The organism is Xanthomonas hortorum (genome assembly GCF_024339125.1).
Lineage (GTDB): Bacteria > Pseudomonadota > Gammaproteobacteria > Xanthomonadales > Xanthomonadaceae > Xanthomonas > Xanthomonas hortorum.
In genome coordinates this window covers 3758052-3775996 of record NZ_CP101417.1, presented here as the reverse complement: position 1 = coordinate 3775996, position 17945 = coordinate 3758052, and the positions used below count along the sequence as shown (strand labels likewise).

Sequence of the window (17945 nt, the reverse complement as noted above, 5' to 3'; positions counted from 1 at the left end):
CGCACATCGCCACGCCCTCGCGCGTGGCGATCTGCTGTTTGCGCTTATGCGGACTGACTTCTACGGGGAATCGTGTCAATGCAATGGATCAACAATCTGAAATTGATGCCCAAGCTGATGCTGGCATTCGGCATCGTGCTGCTGATCTTGCTGGTGCAGGGGATCATCGCTTATTCGGGTCTGGCCTCGCTCAACAACGTCACCAGTGACCTGGCCGGCAACACCATGTCCAGCGTGCGCGAAGCAGGCGACCTGCGCGGCATGCTCGGCGAATACCGTAATGCTTCTTATCAAAGTTTGGTGCGCGCAAGCGACGCGGTGAAGCAGGAAGCCAAGCTCCGCGCCAAGCGGCTCGATGGCGAAATCGAAGCGACGATCAAGGGCTATCCCCGCCTGATCGAAAGCCCGGAGCAGAAGAAGCTGTTTGCGAGCTTCGTGGCAGACTGGAAGAAGGCCTCGGCTTCCTACGCCAGCGTCAACGAAATGCTCGAACTCAATCTGCCCGACGATGCCGTCGACACCTTCGTCGGCGAAACCCGCACCCTGCACAACAAGGCCAAGGATTCGCTGGCCGCGTTGATCGTCGAAGACAACCGCCTGGCACAGGCGGCCAAGAGCAAGGCCGAGAAGGTCCACGCCACCTCGGTCACCTTGAGCATGGTGGTGTTGCTGCTCGGCATCGCCGGCGGCCTGGGCCTTGCGTTTCTGTTCGCCCGTTCCATCGTCAAGAGCATGCGCGGCGCCGTCTCGACCGCCACCGAAATCGCCGGCGGCAAACTCGATGGCCAGATCAACGTGCAGGGCCAGGACGAAGTGGGCGAACTGATGCGCTCCATGCAGCGCATGCAGCGCGATCTGAAGGAACGCATCGAACGCGATCAGAAGATTGCCGACGAAAACCTGCGCATTCGCACCGCGCTGGACAAGTCCTCCACCGCCACCTTCATCACCGATACCGATCGCATCATCATCTACGCCAACGAAGCGTTCATGAAGCTCGTCGCGCATTACGAAGGCAGCATCCGTCTGGCATCGTCGGATTTTGAAGCCAGCAAGATTATCGGTCAGCACATCAGTTATCTCGGCCTGCCCGAGACGACCGTGCGCAAGGCCATCGCCGCACTGGAACGCGACGGCATCACCAGCTTCGAAGAACGCTACGGCGAGTTCGTGATGATGCAGACCGTCACCGTGATCAAGAACGAGCAGGACGAAAGCACCGGCGATGTCTGCGAATGGCGCGACCGCACCATCGAAGTCCAGGTCGAAGAAGAAGTCGCCCGTATCGTGCGCGCCGCTGCCAGCGGCGACATGAGCGGCCGGGTGGAAACCGAGGGCAAGCAGGGTTTCTTCCTGCAGCTGGCGCAGCAGCTCAACGGCTTGCTGGATGCCAACGCTGCCAGCCTGGAGCAGATTTCCTCGCTGCTGTCGGCGCTGTCGCGTGGCGATCTGACCGTGCGCATGCACGGCGAATTCAGCGGCGTGTTCGCGCAGATGCGTGACGATGCCAATGCCACCGCCGAGCAGCTGGCCGACATTGTCGGGCGCATCAAGGTCTCCTCCACCGCCATCAACTCGGCGGCCGGCGAAATCGCCTCGGGCAACAGCGACCTGTCGCATCGCACCGAGCAGCAGGCAGCCAACCTGGAAGAAACTGCGGCGTCGATGGAAGAGCTCACCTCCACCGTCAAGCAGAACGCCGAAAGCGCCCGTCAGGCCAACCAGCTTGCCATCGGCGCCACCGGTGTGGCCTCGCAAGGCGGTGAAGTGGTCTCGCAGGTGGTCGCCACCATGTCCGGCATCGAAGCCTCGTCCAAGAAGATCGCCGACATCATCTCCGTCATCGACGGCATCGCCTTCCAGACCAATATCCTCGCGTTGAACGCGGCGGTAGAAGCGGCACGTGCCGGCGAACAGGGCCGCGGCTTTGCGGTGGTGGCCTCGGAAGTGCGCACGCTGGCGCAGCGTTCGGCCGGTGCAGCCAAGGAGATCAAGGGACTGATCGACGACTCCGTGCACAAGGTCGCCGAAGGCTCGGCACTGGTGCGCAAGGCCGGTGCGACCATGGCCGATATCGTGGCCAGCGTGCAGCGCGTCACCGACATCATGGGCGAGATCTCTGCCGCTTCGCAGGAACAGTCGGCCGGGATCGAACAGGTCAACCAGACCATCACCCAGATGGACGAAACCACCCAGCAGAACGCCGCGCTGGTGGAAGAAGCCACTGCCGCCGCACGCTCGATGGAAGAGCAGGCCGGTCACCTGGCCGAAGCAGTCTCGGTGTTCAAGCTGGACGAGCCTGCCGCGCCGGTCGCACGCGCGCGCCCGGTGGCCGTGGCCTCACGTCCGCTCGCAGCCAAGACCGCTGCCAAACCGGCTGCGCGTGCAACGGCCGCGCCTTCGCGCCAGGCCAAGCCGCAGGCCGCACTGGCCGACGGTAACTGGCAAGAGTTCTGATTCACCGCCGTCACCCACACCGCCCCGGCCAAGCCGGGGCGGTGTGTTTCTACGGTGTATTTCTGCCTCTGTTGCGACACGCATCTGCGCCGCCATCCCCTGCTGCCGGCGCCATGCCGTAGCGCCATGCTCGACAAATCCTCGGCAACCGGCCCCAACCGCCCGCGACGGCGCAGATTGGTGCTTCAGTTGCATGACCATATGGCCGATATCCAGTACTAGCTAACGACGCGTACGGATATGACGACCACCTCGACTTCCGCTTCAGACACACGCGAATTTGATTTTGGCGACCGCGATTTCAAACGCGTTTGCGATCTGATCTATCAGCGTGTCGGCATCGCCCTGGCTCCGGCCAAGCGCGACATGGTGTATGGCCGGCTGTCGCGTCGTCTGCGCGTGCTCGGTCTGCGCTCTTTCCGCGACTACATCGACCAACTCGAAGCAGGCAACGACGAGGAAGAATGGCAGGCGTTCACCAACGCGCTGACCACCAACCTGACCTCGTTCTTCCGCGAGCCGCATCACTTCGACAAGCTGCGCGAAGAACTGCAAAAGCGTGCCTCGCAGGCACCGCTGAAGATCTGGTCGTGTGCGGCCTCCACCGGTGAGGAACCCTACTCCATCGCCATCACCGCCTGCGAAGCCTTCGGCTCGCTGACGCCACCGGTGAGCATCATCGCCACCGACGTCGATACCCAGGTGCTGGAAACCGCCTCGCGCGGCGTCTACGCCATCGACCGCGTCGCCTCGCTGGATGCATCGATCAAGCGCAAGTATTTCCAGCGCGGCAGCGGCCCCAACGAAGGCAAGTGCCGGGTCATTCCCGCGCTGCGCCAACTCATCGAATACAAGCAGTTGAATCTGCTGTCGCCGCGCTACGACGTCGGCGGCCCGTATGCGGCGCTGTTCTGCCGCAACGTGATGATCTATTTCGACAAGCCCACCCAGCGCGGCATCCTGTCGCGTCTGGTCAGCCACATGGGCGATGACGGCCTGCTCTATACCGGGCACTCGGAGAACTACCTGCACGCGGCCGACCTGATCCAGCCGTGCGGGCGCACGCTGTATCGGCGCGCTCCGCGCGCGGGAGCCGCTACATGAGTACCGCTGTGCAGGTCGACGATGTCATGCGCTACCGCGATTCGCGGTTCCAGACCATCACCGCCAAGCTGCTGCCCACCCAATACCTGGTGGTGGACGACGACACCGCGTTGACGACCACCTTGGGATCGTGCGTTGCGGCCTGTCTTCGCGACCCGGTGTTGAAGATCGGCGGCATGAACCATTTCCTGCTGCCGGAAGGCCAGGTTGGCGATGGCGCACCCGCGCGCTACGGCAGTTATGCGATGGAGTTGCTGATCAACGACATGCTCAAGCGCGGCGCGCATCGCAAGCGGATCGAAGCCAAGGTCTTCGGTGGCGCCAACGTGCTCAAGGGCTTCACCAGCAACCCGGTGGGCACCCGCAACGCCGAGTTCGTGCGCCAGTATCTGCTGGCCGAGCACATCCCCATCATTGCCGAAGATCTGTGCGGCATCCATCCGCGCAAGGTCTGGTTCTTCCCGACGACCGGACGCGTTGTCGTGCAGCGGTTGCCGCACGCACACGAAGCCGAAGTCGCCGCTACCGAATCTGCCGTGCGCGCCCGTCTGTCCAAAGCACCGGTCACCGGTGGAGTGGAGTTGTTCGAATGACGCTGGAAACCCCTGTTCGCGTATTGATCGTCGACGACTCGGCGGTGGTGCGTCAGATGCTGACCGAGATCCTGTCGCGCGATGCCGGCATCGAAGTGATCGGCTCGGCCGCCGACCCGATCCTGGCGCGCGAAAAGATCAAACGCCTCAATCCGGACGTGATCACGCTGGATGTGGAAATGCCGCGCATGGACGGCCTGGTGTTCCTGGAAAACCTCATGCGCCTGCGCCCCACCCCGGTGGTGATGATTTCATCGCTGACCGAGCGTGGCGCCGACACCACCTTGCAGGCCTTGTCGCTGGGCGCGGTGGATTTCATCTCCAAGCCCAAGATCGATGTCGCACGCGGGCTGGAAGGCTACGCCGAAGAAATCGTCAGCAAAGTCAAGATGGCCTCCAAGGCCAAGGTCAGCGCGCTCAATCGCCCCAGCGCGCCCAAGGTCACCCTGGACATGCAGGCCGCGCCGGTGGCTGGCAGCGCCCTGCGCTTCCGTACCACCGACCGCCTGATCGCCATCGGCGCCTCGGCCGGCGGCACTGAAGCCCTGCGCGTGGTGCTCGAACACATGCCCGCCGATGCACCGGCGGTGGTCATGACCCAGCACTTGCCGGCCAGCTTCAGCACCGCCTTTGCCGAGCGCCTCAATCGTCATTCGGCCATGTCGGTGCGCGAAGCCAGCGATGGCGAAGCGATCCTGCCCGGCCACGCCTATCTGCCGCCCGGCGGCCAGCATCTGCGCATCATCCGCGACGGTGCCCGCTGGCGCTGCCGCATCGACGACGGCCCGCCGGTCAATCGCCACAAGCCGGCGGTGGACGTGCTGTTCCGCTCGGTCGCCGCCAACGCCGGCCCGAACGCGGTCGGCGCCATCCTCACCGGCATGGGCGACGACGGCGCACGCGGCCTGCTGGAAATGCTGCAGGCCGGCGCGCCCACGCTGGTGCAGGACGAAGCCAGCAGCGTGGTATGGGGCATGCCCGGTGCCGCCTACAAGCTCGGCGCCGCGCAGGAAGTGGTGCCGCTGGACCGCGTTGCCGAGCGCTTGATCGCGCTGTCGGCGCAGGCACGTTGATCCGGCATGAGCGCCCTGCCCCCGTCTCCGACCGACCAGGCGGAGGTTCCCGGCGCACCGGGAACCACGTCGGTCGCTGCTGCGGATTCAACGGTAGATAGCGCGACAGCACTTGGCGCACTCGACACACCGTCGATCAAGGCCGGCCCGGTCACTGCCGGCATGGTCAAACCCGACGAACGCCCCGATGCCACGCGCTCGCGCCTGTTGGCCGAAGCGCTGGATGGCAGCAGCAGTGCGATCCTGATCTGCGATCTGCAATCGCACCTGCTCTATGCCAACGACGGCTTCCAGCGCATGTTCGGCTATACCGAGGCCGAACTGGTCGGCAAGCGTCCCTCGGACGTGCTCACCCGCGCGCAAAGCGATCAGAGCGAGGTGGCGCGCATCCGCGATCGCGCCGACGCCTTGCAGCAGACCCAAGCCGACCTGCTGGTCTATCGCAAGGACGGCACGCCGCTGTGGATCTCGCTCAACTTCAATCCGATCTACGACGCCAGGCACAACCCATCGCATTACGTGGCGGTGCTGACCGACATCACCGACACCAAGATGCACGAGGTATTGCAGCACCGCGTGCTTGAGGCGCTGGTGCAGGAGCGTCCGCTGATCGACGTGATGACCTTGATCTGCACCGAGGTCGAACGCATCGCACCGGACGTGCTGGCCACGGTGATGAGCGCGGACAACCAGGGCTGCCTGCATTCGCTGGCCGCTCCCAGCCTGCCGCCCGAATACGCCGATGCGGTCAACGGGTTGAAGATCGCGCCCGGTGCAGGCGCCTGCGGCACCGCGGCCTGGCGTGGGCGCGCGGTCATGGTGGAAGACATCGCCACCGACCCGCTGTTCGCACCGTACCGCGACCTGCTGCTGCCGATGGGCTTGCGCGCCTGCTGGAGCACGCCGATCCGCTCCAACAGCTCGCGCGTGCTCGGCACCTTCGCGCTGTATTACCGCAAGGCGCAACGTGCCGATGCCTGGCATGTGCGGCTCACCGATCTGTGCCAACAGTTGTGCACGCTGGCGCTGGAACGCGAACAGATCCGCCAACGCGTGCATCAGCTCGCGTTCTACGATGCGCTGACCGGCCTGCCCAACCGCATCATGTTCAGCGCACGCGCCGAGCAGGCGTTGACGCAGGCCGAATACGCCAGCGAACCGGCCGCGTTGATGTTCATCAACATCGACCGCTTCAAGCTGATCAATGACAGCCAGGGCCATGCCGCAGGCGATGGCCTGTTGCGCGACATCGCATTACGCATCGGCGAACAACTCACCGCCACCGCCATGCTGGCGCGCCTGGCCGGCGACGAATTCGCGCTCGCCCTGCCGCAATGCAGTGCCGAACAGGCCAGCGCCGCCGCGGAGCGTCTGCTCTGCACCATCGCCGTGCCATTGCCGGTCGGCCACATGACCGTGCATCCGTCTGCCAGCGTGGGCGTGGCGATGTTTCCCGAGGACGGTCGCGACATCAACATCCTGTTGCGGCATGCCGATCTGGCGATGAATCGCGCCAAGCAGGAAGGCGGCGGACGCTTCCGCTTCTTCAGCGCCGACATGAATCGCATGGCGCAGGAGCGCGTTGCGCTGGAAGCGGAGCTGCGCCAGGCCATCGGCCGCAATCAGTTGCAACTGCACTATCAACCGCAGCTGCACAGCGCCGCACCGCACGCGCTATATGGCGTGGAAGCACTGCTGCGCTGGAACCACCCGCAACTCGGCGCGGTGTCGCCGGCACGGTTTCTGCCCGTGGCCGAAGAACAAGGCATGATGCCGCAGCTAAACGATTGGGTATTGCGCCGCGCCTGCCAGCAGGTTGCCGACTGGCGCCAACGCGGCGTGCCGGTGGCCCGTGTATCGGTGAATCTGTCGGCCAGCAGTTTCGAAAGTCCGCGCATGCTCAGCGACCTGCTCAGACTCATCGCCGACATGGGCGTGCTGCCCTCCGATCTCACATTGGAAATGACCGAAAGCGTGATGCTCTCGGGGCAACCCGGGGTGCTGGAAAACCTGCATGCCATCCGCGAAGCAGGCATCTCGTTGTCGCTGGACGACTTCGGCACCGGCTATTCCAGCCTGAGCCATCTGCACCGCCTGCCGATCGACGAACTCAAGCTGGACATGAGCTTCGTGCGCGACATCGAACACAGCGAAGACGCTCGCGCGCTCACCACCTCTGTGCTGCGCATCGGCGAGCATATGCGCAAGCATGTGGTTGCAGAAGGCGTGGAAAACGAGGCGCAGCGCTTGTTCCTCGCCGACCTGGGCTGCGAAGTGCTGCAGGGCTATCTGTTCTCGCGACCGCTGCCGGCTGCGGCATTGGAAGCCTGGTTGGGCGCGCAGCCTTAGCGCGGCTGACACTGTACTTCGTGGCCATCGGACGGGCGCCGCTGTCGCTCGATGCGGCGTGTACCACGCTTACATGCCAGTTCTGAGTGCGCCGTCCACGCCAACGTGCTCCGTGCTCACGACGTTTTGTCAGCCACTGCAAGGCTGTGAGATCTCGATTATCTTCGGAAGCTTGGATGCTATGCATGCGTAGGCTGCAGAGCGGTTGATCTGTGGCTTGGCCGCAGGGCTCTTACCCGCAGGCTCGTTGGCTGCAGGGCCCTTGCCCGCCCACCATCGCGGGACACGCCGCAAGTACGTCCGTGTAGGCTCTTACGCGGCATCCATGCCGCGTAAGGTCCCGCGATGGTGGGCGGGCAAGGACCAATCGAGATGGTCGGTGTGCGTGGTGCAAGCGATGCATGACGTGCGGTGTTCGGATAACGCCGCGGCCGATCAGCTTCGCAACGCAAAACACAACGCGACTACAGGCAGGCTTTCATCCAACCACCGACCAACTTTCTGGTGCGGTGTCCTCGCCGATTGCGGGACCGTGTGGCGGCATGGATGCCGCCACCGAGCCTACATGGACGTACTTGCGGCGTGTCCCGCGAGCGGTGAGGACACCGCGCGCCCGACCTACGTCGCTTGGGACCATCCTTCCGAGCGCGGCCTTCAAGCGTACATCGCGGCATTCATGCCAACACCTTGCCCCACTGTCCGCTTCAACCAACCCAACAACTGCGCAGTGACGAACGCAGGATTCTCCAGCGACGCGATATGTCCGGCATCGGGCACCAACTCGTAATCGCAGCCGATCACTTCGGCCATCAGCCATAGCTCTTCCGGCGGGCGCGGAATATCGTATTCGCCACCCAGCAAGAACGTGTTTGCGGGGTTCAGCACCGACAACACCTCCAACCGATCGGCACGCCCGAAGATCAACCGGCCCAACGGCACCACCGATGCACGTAGCTGCTCGGCCGACATCGCCGCCAATCGTTGCGCAAACGCAGCCGGCAGCGCGGAACTCAGATCGATACCAGGACGGAAAAAGATCGGCACGATTGCCTCGATCAATGCAGGCGTCACCTGCCCCGCCGCTTCGATCGCATCCAGCAGGCCGAAGTAGCGCGTCTGCGTCGCCTGCGGCTCTGCACCCAGAAACGTATCCATCAGCACAAGGCTGCGCACGCGCTCCGGCGCAAGCAACGCGAGCTCCGCGCCCCACATGCCACCGACCGACAAACCGACCACCGCGCATTGCGGCAGTTCCAGCGCATCCAGCAATAGCAGCATCTGCTCGGCAAGATCGCCAACCGTCTGCGTGCCGGCCGGCAGCGCAGCCGATTGCCCATGTCCCCACAGCTCGGGAACGATGACCTGATAGTGCTGCGAGAGCGCCTGGATCTGCGGCTCCCACATGGCCGCATCCCAGAGGTAGCTGTGGCCAAGCAGAACCGGAAACCCTTGACCGTATTGTGCGTAGTGCAGCGTTTGACCAGCGATCGTGCAAATAGGCATTGGAAATCATGAGAGCCATGGGAGCGGCGCCACTCTAGTCCCCTGCACTTCAGATTTTTGTTGCAACGCGACAGGCGAGTTAACTGCTATTGGCTTTAACTTCCGGCATCGTGCAGGCAAAGCGAAGTGACCGCCCGAATAACGAAAAACGCCCGGCATTGCCGGGCGTTTTCGAACACAAGATCAAGCAGCTGGATCAGGCAGCGACAGTATCCGCCACATCCTGATATTCCTGGATCTGATCGAAGTTCATGTAGCGGTAGATCTGATCGCCACTGGTCTTGATCACGCCCACATCGGCCATGTACTCGTCCTTGGTCGGGATGCGACCCAGACGCGAGCAGATCGCGGCCAACTCTGCCGAACCCAGATACACGTTGGTGTTGCGACCAAGGCGATTCGGAAAGTTACGCGTGGAGGTAGAGAACACCGTGGCGCCCTCGCGTGCCTGCGCCTGGTTGCCCATGCACAACGAGCAGCCGGGCATTTCCATGCGCGCGCCGGCTGCGCCGAAGGTGCCGTAATGGCCTTCCTTGGTCAGCTCGGAGGCGTCCATCTTGGTCGGCGGCGCAACCCACAAGCGGGTCGGGATATCGCGCTTGCCTTCGAGCAACTTGGCAGCGGCACGGAAGTGACCGATGTTGGTCATGCACGAACCAATGAACACCTCGTCGATCGCCGCACCGGCAACCTCGGACAGCGTCTTGACGTCGTCCGGGTCGTTCGGGCAGGCCACGATCGGCTCGTGGATGTCGGCCAGGTCGATCTCGATGACGGCGGCGTATTCGGCATCGGCATCGGGCTGCAGGAGTTGCGGATCGGCCAGCCACTCCTCCATCTTTTTGATGCGGCGGCCCAGCGTGCGCGCATCGGCATAGCCTTCGGCAATCATCCAGCGCAGCAAGGTGATGTTGCTGGTCAGGTATTCAATGATCGGCGCCTTGTCCAGGTGCACAGTGCAACCTGCGGCCGAACGTTCGGCCGAAGCATCGGACAGCTCGAACGCCTGCTCCACTTTCAGATTCGGCAAGCCTTCGATTTCCAGGATGCGGCCGGAGAAGATGTTCTTCTTGCCCTGCTTGGCCACGGTCAGCAGACCGTCCTTGATCGCATACAGCGGGATCGCGTTGACCAGGTCACGCAGGGTCACGCCCGGCTGCATCTCACCCTTGAAGCGCACCAGCACGCTCTCGGGCATGTCCAGCGGCATCACACCGGTGGCGGCGGCAAAGGCCACCAGACCGGAGCCGGCCGGGAACGAAATACCGATCGGGAAACGGGTGTGCGAATCGCCACCGGTGCCGACGGTGTCTGGCAGCAGCATGCGGTTGAGCCAGCTGTGAATCACGCCGTCGCCCGGACGCAGCGAGACGCCGCCACGGGTGGAGATGAACTCCGGCAAGGTGTGGTGGGTCTTGACGTCCACCGGCTTCGGATAAGCGGCGGTGTGGCAGAACGACTGCATCACCAGGTCGGCCGAGAAGCCCAGGCAGGCCAGGTCCTTGAGCTCGTCGCGGGTCATCGGGCCGGTGGTGTCCTGCGAGCCCACCGAGGTCATCTTCGGTTCGCAATAGGTGCCCGGGCGCATGCCCTCGCCTTCCGGCAAGCCACAGGCGCGGCCAACCATCTTCTGCGCCAGCGAGAAGCCCTTGCCGGTATCCGGCGGCACCATCGGCAGACGGAACAGGTCCGACGCCGGCAGGCCCAGGAATTCGCGCGCCTTGGCAGTGAGGCCGCGGCCCACGATCAGCGGAATGCGGCCACCGGCGCGCACTTCATCGAACAGCACGTCCGACTTCATCGCGAACTCAGCGATCACCTGGCCATTCTTCAGCGCCTTGCCGTCGTAAGGACGCAGCTCGACCACATCGCCGTGCTCCATCTGCGACACGTCCAGCTCGATCGGCAATGCACCCGCATCTTCCATCGTGTTGTAGAAGATCGGCGCGATCTTCGCGCCCAGGCACACGCCGCCGAAGCGCTTGTTCGGAATGAACGGAATGTCCTCGCCGGTCCACCACAACACCGAGTTGGTCGCCGACTTACGCGAGGAACCGGTACCGACCACATCGCCCACATAGGCGACCAGATGGCCCTTGTCCTTGAGATCGGCAATGGCCTGGATCGGGCCGCGCTTGCCGTCTTCTTCCGGCACAAAGGCCGCGCCGTCGCGGGCGTTCTTCAGCATCGCCAGCGCATGCAGCGGGATGTCCGGGCGCGTGGTCGCATCCGGGGCCGGCGACAGGTCGTCGGTATTGGTTTCGCCCGGCACCTTGAACACGGTGACAGTCAGGCTCTGCGGCACTTCCGGCTTGCTGGTGAACCACTCGCCCTCAGCCCAGCTCTGCAGCACGGCCTTGGCGTGCGCATTACCGGCCTCGGCCTTTTCCTGCACGTCGTGGAAGGCATCGAACACCAGCAAGGTGTGCTTGAGCGCTTCGGCGGCGGTGGCGCCCAGCTCGGCGTTGTCGAGCAGATCGATCAGCGGCTGGATGTTGTAGCCGCCCAGCATGGTGCCGAGCAGCTCGGTCGCACGCGTGGGGTTGATCAGCGCGGTGGTCTCGGTGCCGAACGCCAGCGCGGCCAGGTACGAGGCCTTGACCTTGGCAGCGTCGTCGACGCCGGCCGGCACGCGCTGGCTGAGCAGCTCGACCAGGAACTCCGCTTCACCCGCAGGCGGAGCCTTGAGCAGCTCGATGACCTCGGCGGTCTGCTGCGCGGTGAGCGGCAGCGGCGGGATACCGAGCGCGGCGCGCTCTGCAACGTGGTGGCGATAGGCTTCCAACATGCGGATTCTCCGAAAAGACAACGTGTGAATGTGTAAAACGTGAATGTGTAAATGCGAAACGTGGATGCGTGCGGATCAGCTTGCGGGTTTGGGAACAACGATCTTCAAACCCTTGAAGTAGTCGCGAAAAAAGCCCTCGTCGCGGGTGATCAGCCCGTCGCACTGGAGCATCGCGTGAGCGCCGATCAGAAAATCGGCCACCACCCGCTCGCGCTTGCCGCCGCGCGCGCGGAAGCGCTTGTTCATATGCCCGGCGCGTACCGCCGCCGCTTCCTGGGTGGCTTCGTAGCGCACGCCGATCGAGGCCAGCGTTTCCATCAGGTCGACCTGGGTATCGAGCATGGCCAGCACCTCGGCCACCACCGCATCGCAGACCACCACCTCGTCGCGCGCCAGCGCATCGCCGATGCAGATCTCCGACACCTCGCCGTAGACCGCATCGCCGATCAGGATGTCCAGCAGCACCGAAGAATCCAGGGCGATCATGGGTCGAACGGATCCCCGGGCGCGCGGCCACGGATGGCGCGCATGGCTTCGTCGGTGTTGGTCAGGCCGTCGACCAGCTTGAACTTGCCGCGCACCTTGCGCAGCGCCTCGCTGACGTCCTTGCGCAAGATGATGCGGCCGCCGTCGAGCTCGATCTTGAGCGTGGTGCCCTTGGTCAGGCCCAGGGCATCGCGTACGGCTTTGGGCAGCGTGATCTGCCCGCGTTCGGCAACTGTGGCTTCCATGAAGGTGGCCCCGGCATAAAGTATGCAGCGATTCTACATACTTGACTTGTCGTACTCAAGGCCACATACCCAGTCCTGCAACCGAACGTACACACTGAATTAGTCACACTGTTCAGAAGAAACCTACAGCCTGCTGCCATAGGAGTGATGCATGAGCGATTCCTTTTCCACCCGCACCTCGCTTGAGGTCCACGGCAAGCGCTACGCGTACTACAGCCTGCCAAAGCTGGGCGAGCGCTTCGATATCGGCCACCTGCCCTATTCCATGAAGATCCTGCTGGAGAACCTGCTCCGGCATGAAGACGGCGGTGTCACCGTCGGCAAGGATCACGTCGAGGCGGTCGCCAAATGGGACCCCAAGGCCGAGCCCGATATCGAGATCGCCTTCATGCCGGCCCGCGTGGTGCTGCAGGACTTCACCGGCGTGCCGTGCGTGGTCGACCTGGCCGCGATGCGCGATGCCGTGGTCAAGCTCGGCGGCAACGCCGACCAGATCAATCCGCAAATTCCTTCCGAACTGGTCATTGACCACTCGGTGCAGGTAGATGTGTTCGGCTCGGCCGATGCGCTCGACCTCAACGGCAAGATCGAATTCCAGCGCAATCAGGAACGTTACGGCTTCCTGCGTTGGGGCCAGAAGGCGTTCGAAAACTTCAAAGTGGTGCCGCCCAACACCGGCATCGTCCACCAGGTGAACCTGGAAAACCTGGCGCGCGTAGTGATGAGCGCGGACAAGGACGGCACCCAGATTGCGTATCCGGACACCGTGTTCGGCACCGACAGCCACACCACCATGATCAACGGCATCGGCGTGTTGGGCTGGGGCGTGGGCGGCATCGAGGCCGAGGCGGCGATGCTGGGGCAGCCGTCCTCCATGCTGATTCCGCAGGTGGTCGGCTTCAAGCTCAGCGGCAAGATGCCTGAAGGCGCCACCGCCACCGACCTGGTACTCACCGTCACCCAGATGCTGCGCAAGGCCGGCGTGGTCGGCAAGTTCGTCGAGTTCTATGGCGAAGGCTTGCAGCATCTGCCGCTGGCCGACCGCGCCACCATCGGCAACATGGCACCGGAATACGGCGCCACCTGCGGCATCTTCCCGGTCGACGAAGAATCGCTGACCTATCTGCGCCTGTCCGGCCGCAGCGAGGAACAGATTGCGCTGGTCGAGGCCTACGCAAAGGCGCAGGGTTTGTGGCACGACGTGAACACCCCGCAGGCGCAGTACAGCGCCACGCTGGAGCTGGACATGGGCGAGGTCAAGCCGTCGTTGGCCGGCCCCAAACGGCCGCAGGATCGGGTGCTGCTGGAAGACATGCAGACCAACTTCCGTGAGAGCCTCAAGCCGTTCGTCGATGCGCGCAGCAAGCGCCTGACCGACATCAAGCAGGAAGACCGCCTGAAGAACGAAGGCGGCGGCGGCACGGCAGTCGGCGCCAAGGCCTCGCAAGCCGAAGCCTCCAACGACAGCGGCGCCGGCTGGCAGCTGCGCGATGGCTCGGTGGTGATCGCGGCGATTACCTCGTGCACCAACACCTCCAACCCGGCGGTGATGCTCGGTGCCGGCCTGCTGGCGCGTAACGCGGCAGCCAAGGGCCTGAAGGCACAGCCGTGGGTGAAGACCTCGCTCGGGCCGGGCTCGCGCGTGGTCACCGATTATCTGAGCAAGGCCGGCGTGCTGGCCGATCTGGAAACGCTGGGCTTCTACGTGGTCGGCTATGGCTGCACCACCTGCATCGGCAACTCCGGCCCGCTGCCGGACGACGTGTCGGCGGCGATCGCCAAGGACGATCTGGTGGTGTCCTCGGTGTTGTCGGGCAACCGCAACTTCGAAGGCCGCGTGCATCCCGAAGTGAAGATGAACTACCTCGCCTCGCCGCCGCTGGTGGTGGCGTATGCGATCGCCGGCACCACCGACATCAACCTCACTACCGACCCGCTGGGTACCGGTAGCGACGGGCAGCCGGTCTATCTGCGCGACATCTGGCCGAGCAACAAGGAAATCGGCGACACCATTGCCGCCACCGTCGGCCCGGAGATGTTCAAGCAGAACTACGCTGACGTGTTCAAGGGCGACAGCCGCTGGAACACCATTGCCTCGCCGGATGGCGCGCTGTACGAATGGGACGCGGCTTCGACCTACATCAAGAACCCGCCCTACTTCGACGGCATGACCATGCAGGTCGGCCACGTCGAGGACGTGCACGGTGCGCGCATCATGGGCCTGTTCGGCGATTCGATCACCACCGACCACATCTCGCCGGCCGGCAACATCAAGAAGGATTCGCCGGCGGGTCGCTTCCTGCAGGAGCGCGGCGTGCAGCCGGCCGACTTCAACAGCTACGGCAGCCGCCGGGGCAACGATGACGTGATGGTGCGCGGCACCTTCGCCAACATCCGCATCAAGAACCTGATGTTCGGCGGCGAAGAAGGCGGCAACACGCTTTATTACCCGGCCGACGGTGGCCAGCCGGAAAAACTGGCGATCTACGATGCGGCAGTGAAGTACAAGGCCGATGGCGTGCCGTTGGTGGTGCTGGCCGGCAAGGAATACGGCACCGGCTCGTCGCGCGACTGGGCCGCCAAGGGCACCAACCTGCTCGGCGTCAAGGCGGTGATCGCCGAGAGCTTCGAGCGCATCCATCGCTCCAACCTGGTCGGCATGGGCGTGCTGCCGCTGCAGTTCCTCGAAAACGAAAATGCGCAGACCCTGGGCCTGGACGGCTCGGAAGTGCTGGACATTACCGGCCTGCAAGATGGCGCCAGCCGTCGCGCTACCGTCGATGCCAAGAAGTCCGACGGCAGCGTCAAGCAGTTCCAGGTCAAGGTACTGCTGCTCACGCCCAAGGAAGTGGAGTACTTCAAGCACGGTGGTTTGTTGCAGTACGTGCTACGCCAATTGGCTGCACGCAAAGCGGCCTGATCGCACAGCGCATTGCGCTTTACACGTTCAACGACACTCCCGCCGCTTGGCGGGAGTGTCGTTTCAGGCGAGCGCTCAACGCCCGGTCGGCTCCCACTGCGCGTGATACAGCTGCCAGTCGCCGCCCTGCAATCGCCAGCCGGTGGTGACCTGATACGTCTGCGCCTGCTCGGGTAGCCAGCGCCCGCTGCCACCGGTCAGCAATGCAGTGAAACGCACGCTTGCGGTGTCACCGCGCAGTTGCACATCCACCGGCCCCAGGGTCACGCCGATCTTTTGATTGCCCAGCATCTGCAGCTGCATCAATCGCCGCAGACCGGCTACGTCCAATCCTTGTTCGCCGATAAAATCCTCGGCCACCGGCGCCACCGCATCACCGATATCGCGTGCTTCGATCGCCTGATGCAGTTGCTCCAGCGTCGAACGCAAACGTTGTTCCGGCGCAGGCCGCGCGCAACCGATCAGCGCAAGCATGCACAGTACGGCGAGCCAATATCGCCATCGCAGTTGAATAATGCCCTGCATCACACTTCGCCTTTTACATGCATGACGGTATGCTGCCACTTGCAGTCGTGCCGTGGAACACACCGCGTCACGCACCGAACACCCTGGAGGGGGGCAGATGAATCAGGCACGTCCTTGGTTACAGAGTTATCCGGCCGGCGTCGCCGCCGAGATCGATCTTGATCAGTTCCGCACCGTTGCGGAAGTGTTCGCCACGTCGGTCGCGCGCTTCGCCGATCGCCCCGCGTATCACAGCTTCGGCAAGACCATCACTTACCGCGAAGCCGATCAGCTGGTCGAGCAATTTGCCGCCTATCTGCTTGGCGAATTGCAGTTGAAAAAAGGCGATCGCGTCGCTTTGATGATGCCCAACTGCCTGCAGTACCCGGTCGCCACGTTCGGCATCCTGCGTGCCGGCCTGACCGTGGTCAATGTCAATCCGCTGTACACCCCGCGCGAGCTGAAGCATCAGCTGATCGACTCCGGTGCCAGCGTGCTGGTGGTCATCGATAACTTCGGCACCACCGTGCAGCAGGTCATCGCCGATACCCCGGTCAAGCAGGTGATCACCACCGGCCTGGGCGACATGCTCGGCTTCCCGAAAGCGGCGGTGGTCAACTTCGTCGTCAAGTACGTCAAGAAGCTGGTGCCGGAGTATCGCCTCAAGGGCGCGATCCGTTTCCGCGACGCGCTCGCGCTGGGCCGCAAACACAAAGTTCCGACGCTGCAGATCGAGTCCGACGACATCGCCTTCCTGCAATACACCGGCGGCACCACCGGCGTGGCCAAGGGCGCGATGCTCACCCACCGCAACCTGGTCGCCAATATGCAGCAGGCCCACCAGTGGCTTGCCAGTACCGGAAAGCTGGAAGAAGGCCACGAGGTGGTGATCACCGCACTGCCGCTGTATCACATCTTCGCACTGACGGCGAACGGGCTGGTCTTCATGAAGATCGGCGGCTGCAACCACCTGATCAGCAACCCGCGCGACATGCCCGGCTTCGTCAAGGAATTGAAGAAGACCCGCTTCACTGCCTTCACCGGCGTCAACACGCTGTTCAACGGCCTGCTCAATACGCCCGGTTTCGATCAGGTCGATTTCTCCTCGCTCAAGATGTCCCTCGGCGGCGGCATGGCGGTGCAACGCTCGGTCGCCGAACGCTGGAAGAAGGTCACCGGCCTGACCCTGGTCGAGGCCTACGGCCTGACCGAGACCTCGCCGGCCGCCTGCATCAACCCCATGGATCTGAAGGACTACAACGGCTCGATCGGCCTGCCGATACCGTCCACCGATGCCTGCATCAAGGACGACGCCGGCGCGGTGCTGCCGCAGGGCGAGATCGGCGAGCTGTGCATCAAGGGCCCGCAGGTGATGAAGGGCTATTGGAAGAAACCCGAAGAAACCGCCAAGGTCATGGACGCCGAGGGCTGGCTGCACACCGGCGACATCGCCCGCATGGACGAACAAGGCTTCGTCTACATCGTCGATCGCAAGAAAGACATGATTCTGGTCTCCGGTTTCAACGTGTATCCGAACGAGATCGAAGACGTGATCGCCGAGATGCCAGGCGTACTGGAAGTGGCCGCCGTGGGCGTGCCGGACGAGAAGTCCGGCGAGATCGTCAAGGCCGTCATCGTCAAGAAGGACCCTGCCCTGACTGCCGACGCCGTGAAGGCGCATTGCCGCGCCAACCTGACCGGCTACAAGCAGCCGCGCGTGATCGAATTCCGCAAGGAATTGCCGAAAACCAACGTCGGCAAGATCCTGCGCCGCGAATTGCGGGATGCGCCCAAGCAGTAATCCACCTGCGCCAGCGCAGATCGACGGCCATCCGGCCGTCACTCGACGCCCGCAATGCCGCAAGGCCTTGCGGGCGTCTACGTTTGGCGTCCGGCATTAGGGAACCTCTGAACAACGCACCA

12 protein-coding genes are annotated in these 17945 nt (G+C 63.7%); 7 read left to right on the top strand and 5 right to left on the bottom strand.

The window, feature by feature from the left end; translation table 11 throughout:
• Positions 1–78 precede the first annotated feature (78 nt).
• From NMB96_RS16210 to NMB96_RS16190, 5 genes are all read left to right on the top strand, one after another.
• Complete coding sequence (locus NMB96_RS16210) at positions 79–2457, top strand: methyl-accepting chemotaxis protein (protein ID WP_255085271.1); 2379 nt, start codon at positions 79–81, stop codon at positions 2455–2457.
• 240 nt (positions 2458–2697) lie between these two features.
• Positions 2698–3561 carry a CheR family methyltransferase gene (locus NMB96_RS16205; RefSeq protein WP_023903866.1) on the top strand — a complete coding sequence of 288 codons (864 nt, stop codon included), beginning with the start codon at positions 2698–2700 and terminating at the stop codon, positions 3559–3561.
• Positions 3558–4154 carry a chemoreceptor glutamine deamidase CheD gene (gene cheD, locus NMB96_RS16200; RefSeq protein WP_006448345.1) on the top strand — a complete coding sequence of 199 codons (597 nt, stop codon included), beginning with the start codon at positions 3558–3560 and terminating at the stop codon, positions 4152–4154. The genes NMB96_RS16205 and cheD overlap by 4 nt, the downstream gene beginning before the upstream one ends.
• On the top strand, positions 4151–5227 hold the full coding sequence (locus tag NMB96_RS16195) for a protein-glutamate methylesterase/protein-glutamine glutaminase (protein ID WP_006448344.1): 1077 nt from the start codon (positions 4151–4153) through the stop codon (positions 5225–5227). Before cheD ends, NMB96_RS16195 begins: the two co-directional genes overlap by 4 nt.
• A gap of 6 nt (positions 5228–5233) precedes the next feature.
• Positions 5234–7576, top strand: coding sequence for an EAL domain-containing protein (locus tag NMB96_RS16190; protein ID WP_255085270.1), 2343 nt, complete (start codon positions 5234–5236; stop codon positions 7574–7576).
• 654 nt (positions 7577–8230) lie between these two features.
• Here NMB96_RS16190 and NMB96_RS16185 read toward each other — a convergent pair.
• From NMB96_RS16185 to NMB96_RS16170, 4 genes are all read right to left on the bottom strand, one after another.
• Positions 8231–9079, bottom strand: a complete 849-nt coding sequence (locus NMB96_RS16185) for an alpha/beta fold hydrolase (RefSeq protein ID WP_023903863.1) — start codon at positions 9077–9079, stop codon at positions 8231–8233.
• Positions 9080–9275: 196 nt separating this feature from the next.
• Positions 9276–11867 carry a bifunctional aconitate hydratase 2/2-methylisocitrate dehydratase gene (gene acnB, locus NMB96_RS16180; RefSeq protein WP_023903862.1) on the bottom strand — a complete coding sequence of 864 codons (2592 nt, stop codon included), beginning with the start codon at positions 11865–11867 and terminating at the stop codon, positions 9276–9278.
• Between the two features lie 75 nt (positions 11868–11942).
• A complete protein-coding gene (locus tag NMB96_RS16175) occupies positions 11943–12353 on the bottom strand; it encodes a type II toxin-antitoxin system VapC family toxin (RefSeq protein ID WP_006451233.1) in 411 nt (136 codons plus the stop codon).
• Positions 12350–12598, bottom strand: a complete 249-nt coding sequence (locus tag NMB96_RS16170; RefSeq protein WP_002806474.1) for an AbrB/MazE/SpoVT family DNA-binding domain-containing protein — start codon at positions 12596–12598, stop codon at positions 12350–12352. The genes NMB96_RS16175 and NMB96_RS16170 overlap by 4 nt, the downstream gene beginning before the upstream one ends.
• A 151-nt stretch (positions 12599–12749) precedes the next feature.
• Here NMB96_RS16170 and acnA point away from each other — a divergent pair, with 151 nt between their 5' ends.
• Entirely contained in the window at positions 12750–15518 is a 2769-nt protein-coding gene (gene acnA / locus NMB96_RS16165) for an aconitate hydratase AcnA (RefSeq protein WP_023903861.1), read from the top strand.
• Positions 15519–15593: 75 nt separating this feature from the next.
• On the opposite strand, the gene NMB96_RS16160 is transcribed toward acnA, so the two are convergent.
• Complete coding sequence (locus NMB96_RS16160; protein WP_255085268.1) at positions 15594–16043, bottom strand: nuclear transport factor 2 family protein; 450 nt, start codon at positions 16041–16043, stop codon at positions 15594–15596.
• A 97-nt stretch (positions 16044–16140) separates the two neighbouring features.
• Between NMB96_RS16160 and rpfB the strand changes: the two genes are divergently transcribed.
• Entirely contained in the window at positions 16141–17823 is a 1683-nt protein-coding gene (gene rpfB / locus NMB96_RS16155; RefSeq protein ID WP_255085267.1) for a fatty acyl-CoA ligase RpfB, read from the top strand.
• Positions 17824–17945: the final 122 nt, after the last annotated feature.

Coding starts and splice junctions, on each gene's coding strand:
- rpfB (WP_255085267.1), top strand. CDS start 16,141: ATGAATCAGGCACGTCCTTGGTTACAGAGTTATCCGGCCGGCGTCGCC.
- NMB96_RS16175 (WP_006451233.1), bottom strand. CDS start 12,353: ATGATCGCCCTGGATTCTTCGGTGCTGCTGGACATCCTGATCGGCGAT.
- NMB96_RS16185 (WP_023903863.1), bottom strand. CDS start 9,079: ATGCCTATTTGCACGATCGCTGGTCAAACGCTGCACTACGCACAATAC.
- NMB96_RS16170 (WP_002806474.1), bottom strand. CDS start 12,598: ATGGAAGCCACAGTTGCCGAACGCGGGCAGATCACGCTGCCCAAAGCC.
- NMB96_RS16205 (WP_023903866.1), top strand. CDS start 2,698: ATGACGACCACCTCGACTTCCGCTTCAGACACACGCGAATTTGATTTT.
- acnA (WP_023903861.1), top strand. CDS start 12,750: ATGAGCGATTCCTTTTCCACCCGCACCTCGCTTGAGGTCCACGGCAAG.
- NMB96_RS16195 (WP_006448344.1), top strand. CDS start 4,151: ATGACGCTGGAAACCCCTGTTCGCGTATTGATCGTCGACGACTCGGCG.
- NMB96_RS16210 (WP_255085271.1), top strand. CDS start 79: ATGCAATGGATCAACAATCTGAAATTGATGCCCAAGCTGATGCTGGCA.
- NMB96_RS16160 (WP_255085268.1), bottom strand. CDS start 16,043: ATGCAGGGCATTATTCAACTGCGATGGCGATATTGGCTCGCCGTACTG.
- acnB (WP_023903862.1), bottom strand. CDS start 11,867: ATGTTGGAAGCCTATCGCCACCACGTTGCAGAGCGCGCCGCGCTCGGT.
- NMB96_RS16190 (WP_255085270.1), top strand. CDS start 5,234: ATGAGCGCCCTGCCCCCGTCTCCGACCGACCAGGCGGAGGTTCCCGGC.
- cheD (WP_006448345.1), top strand. CDS start 3,558: ATGAGTACCGCTGTGCAGGTCGACGATGTCATGCGCTACCGCGATTCG.